This window comes from Paenibacillus sp. PSB04 (assembly GCF_025809195.1).
Taxonomy (GTDB): domain Bacteria; phylum Bacillota; class Bacilli; order Paenibacillales; family Paenibacillaceae; genus Paenibacillus_AQ; species Paenibacillus_AQ favisporus.
On sequence record NZ_CP081301.1, the window covers coordinates 2,596,798 to 2,612,543 of the forward strand.

A 15,746-nucleotide genomic window follows, 5' to 3' on the forward strand; every position below is an offset into this window, starting at 1 on the left:
ATAAGATAGAAACTTATAGAAGGAGCGATGACAAAACATGAAGAAGATCATCCCAAGCATCATTTTTGCATTCATTCTTGCGATCGCATCGTCGCCTGCTTATGCAGCGAACCATCCCATCCAAATTGACGGCGTCGCGGTGGCGTCCGATGTGAAGCCGGAGACGAAAAACAAGCGTACCATGGTGCCTTTGCGCGTGGTCAGTGAGAATTTGGGGGCCAAGGTCGATTGGTCGAATTCGAAAGTGACGCTTACCAAAAGCAGCATGAAAGTGACGCTGCAAACGAACAGCACGGCGGCCGTAAAAAATGGTGAAGCGGTGCAGCTGGATGTCAAGCCGTACATCAAGAACAATCTCGTGATGGTTCCGCTTCGCTTTATCGCCGAAACGTTCGGCTGTAAAGTGAATTACAGCAATTCGAAGGTTACGGTCGAAACCGCGCCACTTGTCATTCACAACGTGAAAGTAAAAGCACTGCAGGAAGAATACCACATGACGATGGGCGGCGTCGTTCAGCAGGTTAAAGGAAATGCTTATAACGCAGCCATTTATGATGCTTTTGTGCGTAACAAAGGCGCCAAAGTCGATGCCCCAGCCAGTTACTCGTGGATGGTAAACATCGACGTGCCCGGGTCGTATTACAAAAATTCGCAGTATGATTTTCTGGATGAGAAAGGGAACAGCGTGCAGCGGTTTGATGTCTATTCTCTCGTTAGCGCCTTTCCCGACGAGCTGTTGACGGGCTACCCGGAAGTTCTCTTGTATGATGCTACCGAGGATCAATGGTACCTGTTCAGCGGTGCAGCAAGAGACTCCATTCAATCGATGGTGGAGACGGCCGGAAAGAACGGCTTTTTGACCGTAATTAGCAATACAGTAGTATAAACAGAGGCAAGCATAGGGCCATCCTGCAAAGGGTGGCTTTTTTGCGTGATCATGCTCCTCCGACAATTATTAAGTTTTATGAACGATATTTAATTCCCAAGGGTGTTTCTTACGAAAGTACTGCCTATGTGAAAAAATGGAAGTGTACGCTGCCGGCTGAACCGCTTTAGACTCATTTTTGAAAGCGTTTTATTCATTGGCGAAAGGTTCTGACTGCTTTAACAGCATTCAAAGCATGAGCAAACAGTCGAGTTCATCTTGCGCCAAAAGGAGGTGGGGAAGTCTCCCGGGACGGGGAGGAGGTGTGTACCATACCTAGACAGGAGGTTATTCAATTTGATGCGTAAAAGATGGAAAGCAAAGCTCGCGGTGCTTAGAGCCATTCCCGCCATCGTGCTGGCTGCCGGTACGGTTCCGTTCGGAACGCAGCCGGCCAGTGCAGCCGCGGAGAAATTCCCGACCTTCGTTCAGCACGCTGTCCCCAGTCTCACCTCTGGTACGGCCGATATCGCCGGCACCGCGTTTGTGGATCAGGACGGGGAGTTTCACTGGATGTATTCCGTCTCCAACTATGAGCAGGCGGACGACGGGGGATCCTGGATCAAGTACAACACCAGCACAGATCTGGGCAAGCTGAACACGAACTGGGGCACCCCTGTGACTTATAATTCTTACTGGAACCGGCCGGGGACGATCAATTACAAAATCGACGAAACGTACGGCATTCCGACGCCTTATCAGGATGATCACAACGACGGTATCGGCATTTGGGTCGATCCGGATACCGGTTACTGGTACTCGCTCACCAATGATGAGTATCAATTTAATCCATTTGCTACCGGGAACCCGACGAATAACCAGCGGATCGCCACGGGCGTGCACAACAACCGCGTTCTCTCCATGTACTCGACCGATAAAGGCAAAACATGGAACCTGATCGGACAGGTGGCGACCTCGCCGTGGAACGACAGTGACGAAGCGGTCACCGCGAACGGTTTTCCGGGGAAGACCTGGTCGTACGGGGTGGCCGGGACGCGCTTCTTCGTCGATAACGTTAACGGTTATTTTTACGTTTTATACAACAACCATATTAATTGGAAAACGGGCTACAGCAATGTCCTCACCTACTTCCACCTCGCCCGCTCGCCAATCAGCGCAAAGATGGCCGAAGGCTCGTGGGACGTATGGTACAACGGCACGTGGACGCGCTCTGCCCTGAAAGGGTACGCCGGTTGGATCGGAAGTCCGATGGGCGCAGGCAGCGATCATAACCTCACAGTCAACTATACGCCAGAGACGGATGACCTGAGGCTGACCGGCATCGGGATGGATAACTCTTCGCTCGATATCGGCTATACGAAAGTGCCGAGCAGCGGTGATTTCACTTTCAAAGACCCGGCAGGCAGCACATATACGGCGAATACGGTGAGCGGAACGATCACCGGTCCTGGCGGCAGCGTTCCTTCGGTGACGTACTCTGATCCCGCACTGGATGCAACGGTAACGGTCTATGTCGAGAGCGGCGCGGTATGGATCAAGCAAGAGAACAACGCTACCGGCTATGTGACCTCGGTCAAAGTCAGCGCAGGCAATCCGATCTTTAAAGATGCCGTGACGGAACGGCTTTTTGTTCCGGTCAATACGCAGTACGAAAACGCCTTTTCGTATAACGTGTACAGCGGCAAATACCGCTCTGTCGGCTATGATGGCTACGTTTACGAAACCGACGATCTCGGCAAGCCGGACACCTTCCGCCTCGTCGGCAAGCTGCCTGCCACGGTGGGGAGCTATATGTCCCAGATCGATTCCGGAAGCCTGACGAACCAACAAGTCAGCGGCTATTCGTTCCGGGCGATCTCCGACTTGTCCGGCAAGCAGATCAGTTATTCCCTGCCAGAACCCGATGCCGGCCATACCTACTATTCTTCCTACAATCCGCCGAAGGACAACGATGGAACGGATATCTCACCGCTGTCTGCCTATACGGTCTCCGTTGGCGGCAGCGACCTGAAGGACGGCACGGCCAGCCAGTGGCAGTTCGTTCCCGTACCTGACGAATTCGATCCGTCGAAGAACAGCGGCTTCTACCGATTGCAAAATGTAGAGACCGGAAATAATCTGAAGGTATCCGGATCGACGCCGGCACAGACACGGGCGATGGGCGCTGCAGTCACCACGGGGCTTGCGGATCCGAATGCCGATCCGAACGGCAACGGCGGAAACGGCGCTGCAGCCGGAAGCGATCAGTGGTATCTTCTTCCGGTCGGCAACGCGAAGCCGGCTGACCTATCCCCGGATTCTTCGGCGTCGGAGATCGAGGCCGCAACGAATACGAGTTTAACCGGGATCACCAAGTACAGGCTGGTCAACCGGGCCAGCAACCGTGCTGTTGAATTCGTGTCGGGTCAGGCGTCCATCCAGGGGATCAAGTTCGATGCCTCCAATGCGCAGGTGCTGACGATTACGCCGACGACTGCAGGACTGGCTGCGCCGACCGGGTTGACCGCCAAGGCAGCAGGCCAGTCCCAAATCGACGTCACCTGGAACGATGCTAATGGGGCAGCAAGCTATGATCTGGTCGTGGACGGCGCGCTGATCAGCGGAGTAAGCAGCCCATACAAGCATACGGGGCTTGATGCGAGCTCAACGCATACGTATCAAGTAAGAGCCCGCAGCAGCTCGGGATCGAGTCTATGGAGCCTGCCGGTCCAAGCCACGACGACGTCGGGGGTCATTTCGGAAGGCAAGACAGCAACGGCAAGCTCATTCCAAACGGGGAACAATATCGAGTACGCGAATGACGGCAAAGCCGGCACGCGCTGGGCGGCCGTCACCAATTCCTACCCGCAGTGGTGGAAAGTCGACCTTGGTGACGTCATGCATATCACGAAACTCGAGAGCTACTGGTACAACAGCGCGACCTACCCGAGATACTACCAATACAAAATTGAAGGCAGCAATGACGATGTCACGTACACGACCCTCCTGGACAGAACGGACAATAAAACGCAGGGCTTGACGACGGATGCCCTCGATGCGGCGTACCGCTATCTCCGCGTAACAGTGACGGGATCCAACTACAGCGGAGGAAGTGCTTCCAGCTACGAATTCAAGGTGTATGGGGAACCCGTTCATGACGATACCGTCCCTGCGCCTCCAGCCAACCTGACGGCAAAGGCGGCAGGCGACAGCGCGATTGAATTGAACTGGAACGCGGTAGAGCAGGCGGAAGGGTACAGCGTCTACCGGTCCGATAAGGCCGACGGCGAATTTGTCAAACTTAACGACGAGGTACTGTCTAGTACGACGCATACCGACACCGGCCTGTTGGCTTCGACGGAATATTTCTACATCGTCAAAGCCGTCAACGCGGCCGGGGAATCAGCTCCATCGGATGTGGTGTCCGTGAAGACGGATCAGCCGCACGTTACCGGCATCAACGTAACACCGGAACAAGTAGAGTTGAAGGAAGGCGAAACTGCGCAGCTCACTGCGGTCGTTACACCGGAGGATGCGGGAGATAAGACCATCACGTGGACATCCAGCGACACCAGCGTAGCGGAAGTGAGCGACACCGGTAAGGTAACGGCCAAAAGTCCGGGGACCGCGGTAATCACGGCTGCAGCCGCTGGCGGCGAATATACCGCGACCGCCCGCATTATTGTGCTGGATACGACCTCGCCGATCATCATGCTGGATGAACCGGGGAAATTGACGGGCAATCACTACAATGTGGAAAAGGGAACGCTGCGCGTTACGGGGAAAATCAGCGAGCCCGGCATTGTTCTCGTGAATGGAGTACAGGCTGACGTGAAGGATGACCTGACGTTCAGCGCGGATATCGACCTTCAGCCGGGCATGAACCGGATCGAAGTCACGGCATCGGATCGGGCGGGCAATACGGCCGAGCCTGTCAGCTATAACGTAGTGCCCTCTAAGTAATGATGTGAGGCAGCCGCTTTCGGTCACTGCGCATCCCGCAACACTAAAACTGCATACAAGAGTATGATGTTCGTCTCAAAAAATAAAAATCCTGAACCTTGCCGGTTCAGGATTTTTATTCGTGGGACAAGCTGAGCGTTGCGCTTTATCCTCTGATCGAATTATGAAATATCAAAATGAATGCCTGTCAGTGCTTCGCCAATGCTCCACAGACGTTCAGCGGCTTTCGCATCAACGGCACTTGGATGCACGCCGGCCATGCCGGTCTGATGCTCATCAATGAGCGGAGAGACGTCAACGTTTTCACAGTATACGCCTCCCATCCCGTCCAGCTGCCGGCTGGCTGCACACCATACGATGGTGGCCGCCCCTTCCTGCACGGTCTTTCGTTCCCTATCGTATTCGGTGTATTGCCGTTGTCCCTGCTCGTTAATCGCACCCATGGTCATCAGCTCCTCATCCGACAAATGCCGGGCTAACGAGGTGACTATCGAACCGGGGTGCACCGAAAATGCCCGGACGCCATAGGCCTGTGCTCTCCGGTCCAGCTCCACCGCGAATAGGGCGTCCGCCGTTTTGGACTGCCCATAGGCAGACCATTTGTCATAGCTGCGCTCCTTGTAGTGGATGTCTTCGAACACGACTGGACTGAACTGGTGAGCCCGGGAAGATAGCACGACAACGCGTGCACCAGCGGCCAGCCGGAGTGCTGGCCACAGCCGCGCCGTCAGCTGGAAAGGGCCCAAGTAGTTCGTGGAAAAGTGAAGCTCGTTGCCCCGACTGTCATACTGCTGGGGTACGGCCATAATTCCGGCGCTGTGGATCAGCATATGAATCGGCCGTCCGGAACGGATCCACCGTTCCGTAAACGAATCGATGGACTGCGGATCGGTTAAATCCAGCAGCTCCGCCTCTGCGCCTGGGATGGAGGCAATGGCCGCTTGAGCAGCTGTAACGGATCGGGCCGGGACAATGATCTTGGCCCCCGCTTCCGCGAGCACTCTTGCCGTTTCTAGCCCCAATCCGGAATGTCCGCCGGTAATGACTGCCGTTTGTCCGGTCAAATCGGCTTGTCCGAGTGCTTCCATGGCTGTAGTGCGGGGTCCAAATCCGGACCCGATCGGTGTTTGGGGAGTTTTCTGCATGTTCAAAGTGATCTTCCTTTCGTTCAACCGTCTTTAATTTCCTGAAAATGATCCAGCTTATACTTGACGAGCACGAGCGTTTCGTTCAATGCGGCCATCTGGGCTTCAATGCGGATCCGGTGCTCGTCAAGCAGCCGATAGCACAGCTCCTCATCCTGGTCGTCATACGCCCGAATGTACTCCTGAATGTGTTTAAGCGGCATCTCGGTATGTTTGAGATGCAGTAGAAAATGAATTTTGCCGATGTCTTCCTGGCTATATAAACGGGACCCACCTGGTCCGCGCTGGGGGGACGGAATCAGTCCAATCTTTTCATAATACCGAAGGGTATCGGAAGTCAAACCGGTTTGTTCAGCTATTTCGGAAATGGAATATTGTCGCGACATGCCTTCTCCTTTCATCTCCTTTGTCGTCCGGACAACTATAGGATAGCCCTTGGAGTGAACTCCAAGTCAAGCGCCTGAAACTTCCTTTATTTAGATGAACCGAAAGTTTGGATTGGCGCATAAATGACATAAAAATGAAGAAAAGCAGACCGCCGGTATTGCGGACTGTTTTTTGGTGTTGGGAGGCGTTTGAATGGCAGCTTCCCTGCGCCTTCTCCATATCGAGGCTATGGTTTTTGTTTTAGAACGGTAATCTACGTCGTAGAGCGAACGGGGTCAGACACGCGTTCCTGATGGACCAATCCCCACTGGGCCATGGCATTCAAAACAGGAATAAACGTCCTGCCGTATTCGCTTAGCGAGTACTCGACTTTCGGCGGGACTTCCGGATAGACGGTTCTAATAATGAGGTTATCTTGCTCCAGTTCCCGAAGCTGTTCCGTTAACATCTTACGGGTAATTTGCGAAATCGAACGCTGGAGTTCGTTAAAGCGCCTGGTCCCACCAACCAAACGCCATAGGATCACAGCCTTCCACTTTCCTCCAACGACAGACAATGTTGCCTCTACCGGACAACCGCCCATATCCATCACATCCAATCCGTCCATGAAGTTACCAAATGGGTACTATGTCACGCAAAAGTGCGTACTTACAGGGTTATTCTCCATTTAGTATACTTCATTTTGACCGGAATGGTAGCTGTCTTACCGAAAGACGCTGCTCGTGAATGGTTGTTTATTTCGGGTATAAGAAGACTCGTATCCATTATATTTGATCCCTAAGGAGGAACCATCATGCCGCTTGACCCTCAAGTTCAAGTTGTGTTGGAAAATATGAAGAAGCAAGGGGTCCCGCCTCTTCACACGCTATCCGTGGAGAGGGCCAGAACCGTCAACTTAAGCTCCATGGCCGCCCATCCGGAAGAAGTATGGAAAGTCGACAATCGAAAGATCCCGGGTCCGGCCGGTCACATACCGGTTCGGGTATATCGTCCTCAAAGCAAATACCCGCTCCCTGTTCTCATTTACTATCATGGAGGCGGTTGGGTCGTCGGAGACCTGGATGCAGCAGATGTGTTATGCCGGCAGTTGGCCAATGGGGCAAACGTGATCGTGGTCTCGGTAGATTACCGTTTGGCACCAGAGCATCGGTTTCCCGCTGCCATCGAAGATGCTTATGCGGCTGCAGCCTGGGTTGCGGAGAATAGCTCTTCGCTAGAAGCGGATCCCAACCGGATTGCTGTCGGCGGCGACAGCGCGGGCGGAAATTTGGCCGCTGCCGTAACCTTGATGGCAAGGGACCAAGGGTTGTCCTTCATCAAGTTTCAGCTGTTGTTCAATCCGGCGACCCGCTACGCGTTCGATACGGATTCTTACCGTGACAATGCCGAAGGGTACGGCCTGACGACGGACACGATGCGGTGGTTCTGGGGCCAATACCTGGCGGAGGAGCAGGACGGAAGGAACCCCTACGCTTCGCCGTTATTGGCTGCCGATTTCAGCAGCCTTCCGCCCGCTCTCGTAATCACGGCCGAATTTGATCCGCTGCGCGATGATGGGGAGGCTTATGCAGCGAAATTAAAAGCTGCCGGCATTCCGGTGGAAGCGAAGCGCTATGACGGCATGGTCCACGGCTTCATGCTCCAGACCGGCGGTTATGACCAAGGAAGACAAGCGGTGCGGCATGCCGTAAGCGCACTGCGGAAGGCTTTGCATGGACAGGAGAGAGGCGGAGAGACAGCAATATAAAGTGTGCGGGAATAAAGCCGCTCCGATAAATGTATATTCAGTTGATCCGTAACACTTCAATATTTCAGCATTGGGGCATCCTTCAGGGATGCCCTAAACTTTTTACTGCATCATGCCTGGCATATACAGAGGCCAATTGTTCGTTGACAAGCCATTATAATTTTATTTCCAAACTATGGCTTGACAGGACACCAACTGGTGTCTTATTATAAGCTCATAAGACACCAGTTGGTGTCCTATCATCGAGCAGAATAGGGATGATGGGAATGGATGAAAACCATGAAGCGAGGGATGTATATGCCGCGGTTGCCGATCCGACGCGGCGCAAATTGCTTAGATTGCTGGCCGAGGCGGAAGAATTGCCCTTACACGAATTAACAGTCCATTTCGAGATGGGGCGGACAGCCGTTTCCAAACATCTGGCGATCCTCAAAGCCGCCGATCTGGTCAGGCACCGCAAGGCCGGGCGGGAAACAAGGTATCGATTGAACGCAGAGCCCCTGCGAGAAATTGAAGATTGGGTCACTTTTCACACGGCTTTTTGGAACCAAGGATCGGCTAAGCTGAGTCAATTGTTGAAGGAGGAAGAGGAATGAAACCGGAAGTGAAGCTGGATTTTCAATTCGATAGTCCGATTGAGAAAGTATGGCTTGCATTGACTGATTCCAACATGCTTGCAAAATGGGTGATGGACAATGACTTTAAGCCGGTTGTCGGCCATCACTTTCAATTTCGGGCCAAACCGTCGAAAGTGTGGGACGGAATCGTCGATTCAGAAGTGCTGGCCGTGGAAGAACCTCACCGCCTATCCTACACCTGGGTAACCGCTGGGGTAAGTACGGTTGTTACATGGACGCTCCATTCATCCAATGGCGCAACCCGCCTTCATCTTGAGCATACCGGATTTGAAAGTGAGAGCTTGTCGTATAACGGAGCCAGACTCGGTTGGGTCAAGATGGCCGATCAGCTTGAAGTGGTGTTGGCTGGGCTGTAATCCAAATGATTTTCTGATCGAATAGGAGGAGATCGAAATGGCCATTTTTACTATCGTTCTTCAATCTTTGCTGATTGCTTATTACCTCTTCTCGGGTACCGCCAAAATGATAGGGGCTAAGTACTGGGCAGACATGTTCGAACACCTTCACCTGCCGCAATGGTTCCTTAAAGTAACGGGCCTGGTCCAACTGGCAGGTGCGGCCGTGCTGATCGCCGGCTACTGGTATACCGGACTGGTCGCATGGGCAGGAGTGTGGCTTGGCGTTACGATGCTGGTGGCGAGCCTGGTGCATATCCGCACGAAAGATCCGATTGGCAAAACGGCGCCGGCTTTGTTCTTTGCCGTACTGAATATTGCCCTGATTCTTGCGAATGCCAGCCAAATGCTCCAGCCTTTTGCATAATCAAACCAGCTGCATCCAGGAATAAAAAGCTCCACATGTTCGCGATGAACATGTGGAGTTTTTTTGCGATACAAACCCATCCAATACAGACTCCAACCTCCCGATCATAAAATGGCAGTTGGATAGATCCGTTCGGACGCCATGTACTTTATTTATAAATGGTGACATACAGCTGTCACCTCTTATTCAATATACTACATTTATCCCAAGAAGGAGGTTTTACTATATGTCAGCTGTAGTCTATTTAAACTTTGATGGAGTTGCTGAACAAGCGATTGATTTTTATGCGAAAGCTTTAAGCGCAACGGAAGTAAAAAAAGTGAAATTTAAGGATTTCCCGCAGGATCCAAACGATCCATTGCCGGAAAATGAACTAAACATGGTCATGGAGTCTTCCATAGCATTTGCAGGCGGGAACATCATGATGTCGGATATTTTGCCTTCAATGAAGAATGTCATGGGCGAGTTGGTTAAAGGCAACAACATACTGATTAGTATCGTTAATGAGGATCAACAGACATTGGAAAATTACTTTTCTCATTTATCTGAGGGCGGTTATGTCATCATGCCGTTATCCAATACGCCGTGGTCTTCATGCTTCGGAATGCTGGTCGATAAGTTCGGAGTTTCCTGGAAATTTAATAGCGATGCAGATCAGTTTCTTGATAACGTCATCTCCAACAAACAGTAACTCATGCTGAGAAAGTCCTGCAACGGATTGAAAGGATATTTTTTCAAACATGGAAGTAGATCGCTTAATTCCGGTCATTTCGAGAGAAGCATTAAGGGTTTGGCTGCAGGAAAATAGCAAGACTGAAAAATCTTGTTGGGTCTTGGTTCGTATGTCGCCCCAATCGGATACGCTCTTATATTTGGACGCGGTCGAGGAGGCATTATGCTTTGGATGGATCGATGGAGTCAAGAAGAAAATATCTGAAACGGAGCTGGCTCAGAGACTGTCTCCTCGAAGCAAAAAAAGCTCATGGACTGAATTGAATAAGGAGCGTGTCCGCCGCCTCGAAAAGTTGGGGTTGATGACAGACGAAGGAAGAAAGGTCCTTCCTGATATGAATTACGATTCTTTTCGAATCGATCCGGTGATAGAGCAAAGGTTGCAAGAGGAAAAGCAAGTGTATGAGAATTTCATGGCATTTCCAGATCTTTATACGAGAGTCCGGATCGACACGATCCAAAGCTATAAGAATCAGCCCGAATTATTTCACAGCAGATTGGACAAATTCATAACCAATACGAGAGAAAACAAAATGTACGGTCAATGGAACGATAATGGCCGTCTACTAGATTATTAAGTCATCCAACGTGGATGCTCCAGACTGTCGACAAAGTGTCGGCAGTTTTTTCTATCGAAAATTTGGCAAGTCGGTCGTTTACTTTGGTACAGGAAGGTTTCCGACGTCAATCCTTTGATTCCGTGCGGCCCCGATTAGCATAGGAATGGAGATCAGAAGACTGATTACAACCGGAACAATAGAGGTCTCAAGTCCAAAGTTGCCCCCTGTGAGAAGTGCGGCACCGTGCACCTTTACAGTAAATAGACCGGTAGCAGGGTGTCCAGAGACAGGAATGCCAAGCAGGCCTTCAATAGCATTCCAAGCAAAATGCAGTCCTATGGCAAACCACAAGTTCCGCCGCCACAAGAAGGCGGATCCAAGGAGAACACCTGCTTCGAGGGCTATGGCGAACCCACTCCATAATGTCGCCCCTGGATTTCCAAGATGAGCAACTCCAAAGAATAGAGAGGTTACTGCAAGTGCGAGTGGTTTCCCCCCCAATTGATCAATGGCTTGAAGCATAAGTCCGCGAAAGATAAGTTCCTCGACAATGGCTCCTCCTAAAGCTGATTCAATGGAGGCTATTAGAACGGAACTCGTATCCGCAGAACTTGCCCACTGAAAGGAGTAACCTCCCAGAGCAATAATCATAAAAGCGGACCCTGCGATAAAGATGGTCCCGGTTAGCATGCCTAGGACACTTTCAATCCCTGCGCGCTTTCTTGATATCTCTGGTGTGGGCCGCCGGGCCAGGTATGTCAGCGTGAGCTTATAAACCAAGAGGGCCAGAAATCCCATCACCAGTGTGAAAATAAGAGAGACGATCCCCTCTCCTTGCTCTGTCAATTGCTGGAATATCATATTTATGAGAACAATACCCATAGCCCCCGCAATCATCCAGATGATTGGAAAACGCCAAAATGACACTTTGTTCTTCATGTCTTACATCGCCACCTCTGTTGTTTGATGCTCTGAGTATAGGCTGAAAAAGTCATAAAGAGACAGTGCCGTTTGGTCATCATTTAACGATCCATCATTCCCGAATCCCGGGCTTTCTGGGTGGCCTCCCGGCGTCCTTTCACATTAAGCTTTGAATAAATCGTTGAGATATAATTTTTGACCGTCCCTTCGCTAAGAAACAATGCCTCGGCAATTTCCTGATTACGCAGGCCGGCAGCCAGCTTATGCAGCACTTCGATTTCACGGGCAGTGAGCCCGAATTCATTATGTTTCGCAGGGGTGGCACTGTTCATGTTCTTGATCATTTTACTCGCCATTTCCTGTGAAATTAAAGTCCCTCCCGCCTGAACCACCCGTATGCCTGCCGCCAGATCTTTCGGATGAATGGCTTTGAGCAGATAACCTTCCGCTCCGTGGCTTAACGCCGCTAACACATACTCTACTTCCTTATAGGAGGTCAGCATGATGATTTTGGTTGCAGGCATTCGCTCTTTAATCAAGGCCGTTGCGGCGACGCCGTCCATGACCGGCATGTTGACATCCATCAACACCATATCCGGCATCAACTGCTCGCAGCCCTTTACGGCTTCTTCCCCATTCCGGGCTAAACCGACGATTTCCAGATCCGGTTCCATGGACAGCACGATATGTAAACTCTCGAGAATTAACTCTTGATCATCAGCAAGCAGCACTTTAATCTTCTCCATGCGGCATGACTCCTTTCAGCGGGATTTCGCATCTAACTTCGGTGATCACAGGAGTACCCTCCCCAGATGCTATCTGTAAGCTGCCTCCCAACCGCTCAACCCGATGCTTCATCGTGGTCAAGCCGAAGCCATAATCCAGCTTGTCGATCGGCGTGCCGTTATTTCGAACGGACAATTGCAGATGGCTCTCGGAATAAGTAAGCTCCAGATGCAGTTCGGTTGCCTTTCCGTGTTTTAGTGCATTCGTAAAAGATTCCTGGATGACCCGAAGGATCGCTTGCCGTACTTCAAAACGTATGGACCGCTCTGTCCCCGGCAGACTCAAGGTCAGTGCCGTACCCGTATGCTCCCGGAAACGGGCTGCAAGGGATTCAACCTGCCGGATCAGACTGGATTCCTCTTCTTCGCCCATTTCGTGCACGACGTTCCTCATTTCCTCCAGATTGTTCTCAGCCAATGCTCTTAAGCGAATTAACCGGTCTTTGGCCTCGGCAGGCTTGCTATCCATCAGGGCAATAGAAGCATCGAGGCCGAGGATGAGTGAGATAAAGGAATGCCCCAGTGTATCATGGAGCTCCTTGGACATGCGGTTGCGTTCTTCAAGCAAAGTCATTTTCTCGACCTCGGCGGAGTAGTGAGTTAAGAGCTTGTTTTGATGCTCCACTTCGGCTGCCAATTTATTCTTCTGATCATACGCATTGGCTACGGAGCTTGCCCACATGCCGATAAAGCAGAACAGCAGATTGTCTGTTCCGATACCCAGGGTTTGCTCCCAAGATAATTTTAGGGAGGACTGGAAGGAGAAAGGAATGAAAACAAGTAAGGGAATGATCCAAAGGGTTTGCTTGGTTAATAAGTACCCGATGGTCAGACTCGGCAGCAAATAGTCCGCTTTTGAAGTCAGGTCCGGATGAATGACCGAATTCACATAATAAGAACCGCCAAGCAATAGCTCTAATATGCAAAACCAGACTTTGTTCATCCGGCGCCCGGGAAACCAGAACAGCAAAGGGGCGACAAGGGCTATGCTCAGCCAGATCACGTTTAGTAACATCCGGTTCGAAAACTCGCTTACTGCCAGAACCCGGGACAACAGCAAAATATAATGGTATAAACGAAGAGCGAATATACCCCAATCCATGAAAGATAATATTTTTTTCATAGCATCATCATACAGGAAATCTAAAAAAACTTGCATGAAAATTACAAGGAAGTTGACCAAAAACAGCAATAGAACCATGTTCTTGCCGAACTTTTATATAGCAAAAGGAGCAGTAGACAAACTGCTCCTAAGATTAATCATATTATCCTAACGAACTAGAAACTTGCACGGCCTCATTGCACACAGGGATCTATCCAATGAGGTTGTGGTAAATTTCCGTCTCCAGCTTGGACTCATCCTCGTTCCAGTGGCCATACACCTCAATCAGGGGAAGCTCTTTGTGTTCTCCTGCAGCTTGGAGAAGCGCATCAATACGCCGGTACGTTGCGTCCAATTCGCTGTAAGGCCCAATGTGCTTGCCGTAGGCGTATTTTTCGAGCACGACGTCCTTCCTCTTCAAGACGGAATTGTCCTCAGGCGGTGTCACCAGCTCGATTCCCGCAAACACCATGTTTCCCTGCTCATAGACGACGTGATTGATCCCCCTGTGAGCGAGTTCTTTGCTGCGTACTTCATGCCAGACCTGGTCAAACAATTCGAAAATCGTCTCACTATACGGCTTGCCCGGATCATGAACTTTGGAACATCCGAACAAGGTAAACGCCTTTCTTTCCGTCTTGATCACAGGCTCCACCATCGGTTCCATCATCGGCCTCCTCTTTCCGCTATTCGCGGAATCATGTTCGATCGATGATTACTTCGGCTCGGCCGGTCACAATTCCTACTGCAAATTTACGACATTTTGGACCGAAACGCCATTTACCAGTCCACAGCAATGCGGGTGATATCTTCCTGAGCAAGATCAGAGCCGAGCAGGACTTCCACCAGCTCCAGAGGAGTAATGGCCTTGATGCCATGCTTGGCGCCGGCCGGAATCTTCAGCACGTCACCGGCATTCAGGCGGTATCGCTGCTCCTCCAAGATAACTTCCGCGCTGCCCGTCACCACGGTCAACAATTCTTGCCGGCGGTGATGAACGTGATAGCTAGTAGACTTGCCGGCGGCAAGTCGCACCTGCTTGATCATCGTCTCCACGCCGGATGTATCTGTCCCGTAACTCAGGATCCGGCAGGTGCCCCACCGTTTCTCTTCGTACATCGGGATCTGAGGCGCCAGGGCAAGCCGTTCCTTAATCCGATGCGCATGCTCCTTGCTTGCGATCAGGATGCCGTCGGTGCTGGCCGCGGCAATGATACCTGGTACGCCGATAATTTCAATAGGATAAGGGAGCTCATTGATGAGATGGGTATCCGCGGAATCATCCGATATGTGCCCGAGTCCGATCACTCGATCCTTCATATGGCCGGTAAGCGCCATCCAGCTGCCCAGATCGGTCCAGTGCCCTCCATACTCCATGGCTACGACAGGGAGGGTCGTCTCGACGACTTCCCGGTCGAAGCTGGCTTCGGGGAGCTGTTCGTAATTTGCCAGCCATTCCGCGATCCGGACAGGGTGGCCCTTGTCCTTCAAATAGGTCAGCATGAACCTCAAGGGAAAGGCGAAGACGCCGCAGTTCCACATCGCCTGCTGCGCCATGAGGCGGCGGGCCGTGCGTGTATTTGGCTTTTCGATAAACCGCTGGACGAAAGCATACTCGCCGTCCGCCTTGGGCAGAGCCGGGACGATATAGCCGAACTGATCCGAAGGCTGCACCGGCTTTGTGCCGAGGAGAGCAAGTTCCGCCTTGGAGCGTCCCAAGACGTCGGGAAACCGGTGCAGCAGCCGGAAGAATGCGGTGTCGACAAACGTATCCGCCGGAAGGATGCAAATGGTTTCGTCCGGATCGGCCTGCAGCTTTTCATGAAGATAACTGGCGGCCAATGCGACGGCCGTGAACGTACCTCTTTTAAAAGGCTCGCTGATGATCGGGATATTGTCGCCGACATAGCGGCGCGTAATCTCCGCCTGACTGTGATGGGTGACGATACAGGTGGATTGGAGCAGCCCCGCCTCGTCCAGTTGTCTGCAGATCCGTTCGATCATCGACTCCTTGACCCCGTCTTCAGTGGTCAGCAGCCTTAAGAATACCTTGGAGCGTATATCGTTGGATAAAGGCCACAGCCTTTTTCCCGATCCCCCACACAACAGTACAATACGCATGATTCTCATCCTCCTTCC

At 51.7% G+C, this 15,746-nt stretch carries 16 protein-coding genes; 8 read left to right on the forward strand and 8 right to left on the reverse strand.

Annotation, left to right across the window (positions count from 1 at the left end):
* Positions 1–37: 37 nt before the first annotated feature.
* Positions 38–886, forward strand: a complete 849-nt coding sequence (locus tag K2F33_RS12185; protein ID WP_263881824.1) for a copper amine oxidase N-terminal domain-containing protein — start codon at positions 38–40, stop codon at positions 884–886.
* Between the two features lie 339 nt (positions 887–1,225).
* Complete coding sequence (locus tag K2F33_RS12190) at positions 1,226–4,828, forward strand: Ig-like domain-containing protein (RefSeq protein WP_263881825.1); 3,603 nt, start codon at positions 1,226–1,228, stop codon at positions 4,826–4,828.
* Between the two features lie 161 nt (positions 4,829–4,989).
* Here K2F33_RS12190 and K2F33_RS12195 read toward each other — a convergent pair whose 3' ends face one another.
* The 3 genes from K2F33_RS12195 to K2F33_RS12205 form a co-directional block, all read right to left on the reverse strand.
* On the reverse strand, positions 4,990–5,973 hold the full coding sequence (locus K2F33_RS12195) for an SDR family NAD(P)-dependent oxidoreductase (protein ID WP_089550380.1): 984 nt from the start codon (positions 5,971–5,973) through the stop codon (positions 4,990–4,992).
* A gap of 23 nt (positions 5,974–5,996) precedes the next feature.
* Positions 5,997–6,359: a MerR family transcriptional regulator gene (locus K2F33_RS12200; protein WP_089548761.1), complete on the reverse strand. Its 363-nt coding sequence runs from the start codon at positions 6,357–6,359 to the stop codon at positions 5,997–5,999.
* Positions 6,360–6,613: 254 nt separating this feature from the next.
* Positions 6,614–6,967, reverse strand: a complete 354-nt coding sequence (locus tag K2F33_RS12205) for a winged helix-turn-helix transcriptional regulator (RefSeq protein WP_275541923.1) — start codon at positions 6,965–6,967, stop codon at positions 6,614–6,616.
* Between the two features lie 186 nt (positions 6,968–7,153).
* Here K2F33_RS12205 and K2F33_RS12210 point away from each other — a divergent pair, with 186 nt between their 5' ends.
* The 6 genes from K2F33_RS12210 (at position 7,154) to K2F33_RS12235 (ending at position 10,817) form a co-directional block, all read left to right on the forward strand.
* The gene (locus K2F33_RS12210) at positions 7,154–8,107 is read left to right on the forward strand and encodes an alpha/beta hydrolase (protein WP_089548759.1); all 954 of its coding nucleotides are present in this window, start codon (positions 7,154–7,156) and stop codon (positions 8,105–8,107) included.
* A gap of 266 nt (positions 8,108–8,373) precedes the next feature.
* Positions 8,374–8,703 (forward strand): ArsR/SmtB family transcription factor, encoded by a 330-nt coding sequence (locus K2F33_RS12215; protein ID WP_089550379.1) that lies wholly within the window; start codon positions 8,374–8,376, stop codon positions 8,701–8,703.
* The gene (locus tag K2F33_RS12220) at positions 8,700–9,101 is read left to right on the forward strand and encodes an SRPBCC family protein (protein ID WP_089548758.1); all 402 of its coding nucleotides are present in this window, start codon (positions 8,700–8,702) and stop codon (positions 9,099–9,101) included. Before K2F33_RS12215 ends, K2F33_RS12220 begins: the two co-directional genes overlap by 4 nt.
* A 37-nt stretch (positions 9,102–9,138) precedes the next feature.
* Positions 9,139–9,507: a DoxX family protein gene (locus tag K2F33_RS12225; protein ID WP_089548757.1), complete on the forward strand. Its 369-nt coding sequence runs from the start codon at positions 9,139–9,141 to the stop codon at positions 9,505–9,507.
* A gap of 226 nt (positions 9,508–9,733) precedes the next feature.
* Positions 9,734–10,198: a VOC family protein gene (locus K2F33_RS12230; RefSeq protein ID WP_089548756.1), complete on the forward strand. Its 465-nt coding sequence runs from the start codon at positions 9,734–9,736 to the stop codon at positions 10,196–10,198.
* 49 nt (positions 10,199–10,247) lie between these two features.
* Complete coding sequence (locus K2F33_RS12235; RefSeq protein ID WP_089548755.1) at positions 10,248–10,817, forward strand: YdeI/OmpD-associated family protein; 570 nt, start codon at positions 10,248–10,250, stop codon at positions 10,815–10,817.
* A gap of 78 nt (positions 10,818–10,895) precedes the next feature.
* Here the strand turns inward: K2F33_RS12235 and K2F33_RS12240 are convergent, their stop codons facing one another.
* The 5 genes from K2F33_RS12240 to K2F33_RS12260 all read right to left on the reverse strand — a co-directional run bounded on the left by K2F33_RS12240 (position 10,896) and on the right by K2F33_RS12260 (position 15,728).
* On the reverse strand, positions 10,896–11,738 hold the full coding sequence (locus tag K2F33_RS12240) for a CPBP family intramembrane glutamic endopeptidase (RefSeq protein ID WP_089548754.1): 843 nt from the start codon (positions 11,736–11,738) through the stop codon (positions 10,896–10,898).
* Between the two features lie 83 nt (positions 11,739–11,821).
* Positions 11,822–12,466, reverse strand: a complete 645-nt coding sequence (locus K2F33_RS12245; RefSeq protein WP_089548753.1) for a response regulator transcription factor — start codon at positions 12,464–12,466, stop codon at positions 11,822–11,824.
* On the reverse strand, positions 12,453–13,628 hold the full coding sequence (locus K2F33_RS12250; protein WP_179232052.1) for a sensor histidine kinase: 1,176 nt from the start codon (positions 13,626–13,628) through the stop codon (positions 12,453–12,455). Before K2F33_RS12250 ends, K2F33_RS12245 begins: the two co-directional genes overlap by 14 nt.
* A gap of 190 nt (positions 13,629–13,818) precedes the next feature.
* Complete coding sequence (locus K2F33_RS12255; RefSeq protein ID WP_089548752.1) at positions 13,819–14,277, reverse strand: GyrI-like domain-containing protein; 459 nt, start codon at positions 14,275–14,277, stop codon at positions 13,819–13,821.
* 110 nt (positions 14,278–14,387) lie between these two features.
* Positions 14,388–15,728 (reverse strand): sugar phosphate nucleotidyltransferase, encoded by a 1,341-nt coding sequence (locus K2F33_RS12260; protein ID WP_179232051.1) that lies wholly within the window; start codon positions 15,726–15,728, stop codon positions 14,388–14,390.
* Positions 15,729–15,746 lie beyond the last annotated feature (18 nt).

Excerpts from the sequence above, each read along its gene's own strand:
- K2F33_RS12200 (WP_089548761.1), bottom strand. The coding sequence starts at position 6,359 with ATGTCGCGACAATATTCCATTTCCGAAATAGCTGAACAAACCGGTTTG.
- K2F33_RS12225 (WP_089548757.1), top strand. The coding sequence starts at position 9,139 with ATGGCCATTTTTACTATCGTTCTTCAATCTTTGCTGATTGCTTATTAC.
- K2F33_RS12245 (WP_089548753.1), bottom strand. The coding sequence starts at position 12,466 with ATGGAGAAGATTAAAGTGCTGCTTGCTGATGATCAAGAGTTAATTCTC.
- K2F33_RS12205 (WP_275541923.1), bottom strand. The coding sequence starts at position 6,967 with ATGGACGGATTGGATGTGATGGATATGGGCGGTTGTCCGGTAGAGGCA.
- K2F33_RS12240 (WP_089548754.1), bottom strand. The coding sequence starts at position 11,738 with ATGAAGAACAAAGTGTCATTTTGGCGTTTTCCAATCATCTGGATGATT.
- K2F33_RS12210 (WP_089548759.1), top strand. The coding sequence starts at position 7,154 with ATGCCGCTTGACCCTCAAGTTCAAGTTGTGTTGGAAAATATGAAGAAG.
- K2F33_RS12230 (WP_089548756.1), top strand. The coding sequence starts at position 9,734 with ATGTCAGCTGTAGTCTATTTAAACTTTGATGGAGTTGCTGAACAAGCG.
- K2F33_RS12195 (WP_089550380.1), bottom strand. The coding sequence starts at position 5,973 with ATGCAGAAAACTCCCCAAACACCGATCGGGTCCGGATTTGGACCCCGC.
- K2F33_RS12250 (WP_179232052.1), bottom strand. The coding sequence starts at position 13,628 with ATGAAAAAAATATTATCTTTCATGGATTGGGGTATATTCGCTCTTCGT.
- K2F33_RS12260 (WP_179232051.1), bottom strand. The coding sequence starts at position 15,728 with ATGCGTATTGTACTGTTGTGTGGGGGATCGGGAAAAAGGCTGTGGCCT.
- K2F33_RS12255 (WP_089548752.1), bottom strand. The coding sequence starts at position 14,277 with ATGATGGAACCGATGGTGGAGCCTGTGATCAAGACGGAAAGAAAGGCG.
- K2F33_RS12190 (WP_263881825.1), top strand. The coding sequence starts at position 1,226 with ATGCGTAAAAGATGGAAAGCAAAGCTCGCGGTGCTTAGAGCCATTCCC.
- K2F33_RS12220 (WP_089548758.1), top strand. The coding sequence starts at position 8,700 with ATGAAACCGGAAGTGAAGCTGGATTTTCAATTCGATAGTCCGATTGAG.
- K2F33_RS12185 (WP_263881824.1), top strand. The coding sequence starts at position 38 with ATGAAGAAGATCATCCCAAGCATCATTTTTGCATTCATTCTTGCGATC.
- K2F33_RS12215 (WP_089550379.1), top strand. The coding sequence starts at position 8,374 with ATGGATGAAAACCATGAAGCGAGGGATGTATATGCCGCGGTTGCCGAT.
- K2F33_RS12235 (WP_089548755.1), top strand. The coding sequence starts at position 10,248 with ATGGAAGTAGATCGCTTAATTCCGGTCATTTCGAGAGAAGCATTAAGG.